The following is a 2,775-nucleotide window of genomic DNA, read 5'->3' on the forward strand; positions in this document are numbered from 1 at the left end:
CCGGCGATCCACAACAGCCTCTCGCGCGCCGCGATTTACCTCGGCAATGAACCCGAAGAACTGATCCTCGCCCAGGCCGGCGACGAGGCACGTTTCTACCATTTTCATAATGGTTTTCTCACAACCATTAGCGACGCTTACGACAACCGCCTGCGCATCACCCGCGACCGCCAGGACCGCATCCAGCGCCTCGACAACGGCGCCGGCCGCGCCTTGCTGTTGCGCTATGACCGCAGCCATCTGGCCGCCGTCGATTATCAGGTTTTCGTCCCGGCCCAGTCCCTCGAAGAAGCCTGGCAGACCGAGCAAACACTGGTCTGTTACCGCTACGACGAACGCGCTCGACTCATCGAAGCCACCAACGCCGCCGGCGAAAGCGAGCGCTACGACTACGACGATCAGCACGTCATTCTCCAGCGGCAACTGGCCGGTGGGGCGAGTTTCTTTTGGGCGTGGGAAAGGTCTGGCAAGGCGGCCCGATGCATCCGTCACTGGGCGTCGTTTTCACAGATGGACGCGCGGTATGCCTGGGATGGCGAGGGCAGCGTCACCGTCCACAACATCGACGGCAGCGAAGAGGTTTACGTCCACGACGATCGGGCGCGGCTGGTACGCAAGGTCGAGCTGGACGGCGGTGAGCACCTCAAGGCCTACGACGACCAAGGTCGGTTGATTGCCGAGCAAGATCCGCTCGGCGCCGTCACCGAATACCGTTACGACGAACTCGGACGCCTTGTTGCGCTGATTCCGCCGCAAGACGAGCCGACGTCCTACGAGTACCGCAACGGTTTCCTGCACGCGCGCTATCGCGGCAAAGCGGTGTGGAAATATCAGCGCAATGCCCAAGGCGACATCACCGAAGCGACCGACCCCGACGGTCACGTCAGCCACTATCACTACGACGAAAAAGGTCAGCTGCTGTCGATCCGCTACCCGGACACCAGTCGGCATGTGTTCGTCTGGAATGGTTTGGGGCAACTGGTCGAAGAGACGCTGCCGGACGGTGGTCAGCGGCGGTTTTCCTACGATGCGCTGGGGCGGCAGATTACCCGGCAGGACGAACACGGAGCAGTCACCAAGTCCCAATGGGATGCCGTCGGCCGACTGATCCAGACGACACTTCCTACCGGTGCCATTCGCGCCTTCAGCTACAACGCCTACGGAAAAATCACCGCCGAACGCGACGAACTGGGCCGGGTCACCCGCTACGAATACCTCGACGATCTGCACCTGGTCAGCCGCCGACTCAATGCCGACGGCACCCAGCTCAAGTATCGCTACGACAACGCGCAGCTGCTTCTTACCGAGATCGAAAACGAATCCGGCGAAAAATATCGCCTGGACTACACGCCCGGCGGATTGATCCGACAGGAAACCGGCTTCGATGGCCAACGCACGGCGTACACCTACGACCTCAACGGTCACCTGCTGGAGAAAACCGAGTTCGGCGATGACGGTTCGCAGCTCGTCACGCAATACGAGCGCGATACCGCCGGCCGACTGCTGATCAAGACCCTGCCCGACGGCATCAAGGTCGAATACCGCTACGACAGCCTCGGTCGACTGATCGGCGTCGACGATGGCCACGACCATCCGCTGGAGTTCGAGTACGACCAACAAGACCGACTGACCACCGAACATCAAGGTTGGGGCACGTTGCGGTATGGCTATGACGTCTGCGGCCAACTCAACCGCCTGCGCCTGCCGGACGGCAGCAAACTCGACTACCACCACGCCAAGGGCGGCGCGCTGGCCGCCATCGACCTCAACGGCGCGCGGCTCACCACTCACCAGTTTGCCTTCGGTCGCGAACAACAACGCCAGCAAGGCTTGCTGCTCAGCGAATATACCTACGACGATCAGGGCCGACTGAAGGCTCACGCCGTCAGCCAACAGCAACAACCGCTCTATCGCCGAGACTATGCCTACAGCGCCAACGGCAATCTCGACAGCATCGCCGACACCCGCCACGGCCAGCGCAGCTATCAGTACGATCCACTCAATCGCCTGACCCGCGTCCGCCACACCCGCGACGACCCACCGGAAACCTTCGCCCACGACCCGGCCGGCAACCTGCTGATGCAGGACCGCCCCGGCGCCGCGACCGTCAAAGGCAATCGCCTGCTCCTGCAAGGCGACCGCCACTACGACTACGACGCCTTCGGCAACCTCATCCGCGAACGCCGCGGCACCGCGCAAAAACTCGTCACCGAATACCGCTACGACTGCCAGCACCGATTGGTCGGCGTGACGTTGCCGGACGGAAGTTGCACCAGTTATCGCTACGACGCCTTCGGCCGCCGCATCGCCAAAACCGTCGACGGCAAAACCACCGAGTTCTTCTGGCAAGGCGACAACCTCATCGCCGAAAGCAGCCCCGAACACTACCGCAGCTACCTCTACGAACCCGGCAGCTTCCGCCCACTCGCCCTGCTCGACGGCAAAGGCCCGCGCAAGGCTTGCCCGTTCTACTACCAACTCGACCACCTCGGCACGCCGCAGGAACTGACCGATTTTGGCGGCGAAATCATGTGGTCGGCGAAATACAACGCCTACGGTAAAGTCACGCACCAGACGTTCGGCGGGGGCGAGCAGCTTGAGCAGCCGTTGCGATTTCAGGGGCAGTACTTTGATGTTGAGAGCGGTCTGCATTACAACCGGCATCGGTACTATGATCCGGAGATTGGTCGGTATCTGACGCCGGACCCGGTGAAGTTGGCGGGTGGGCTGAATCAGTACCAGTACACGCCGAATCCGACGGGGTGGGTTGATCCG

Annotated in this window: 1 protein-coding gene; it reads left to right on the plus strand. The window is 62.0% G+C overall.

The genetic code is table 11. From position 1 onward, the window contains the following. On the plus strand, window positions 1-2,775 hold a 2,775-nt coding region (locus EYC95_RS29935; protein ID WP_131063527.1), incomplete at both ends, for an RHS repeat-associated core domain-containing protein.

It is taken from the genome of Pseudomonas sp. BGI-2 (genome assembly GCF_004310295.1).
In the GTDB taxonomy this organism is placed as follows: domain Bacteria; phylum Pseudomonadota; class Gammaproteobacteria; order Pseudomonadales; family Pseudomonadaceae; genus Aquipseudomonas.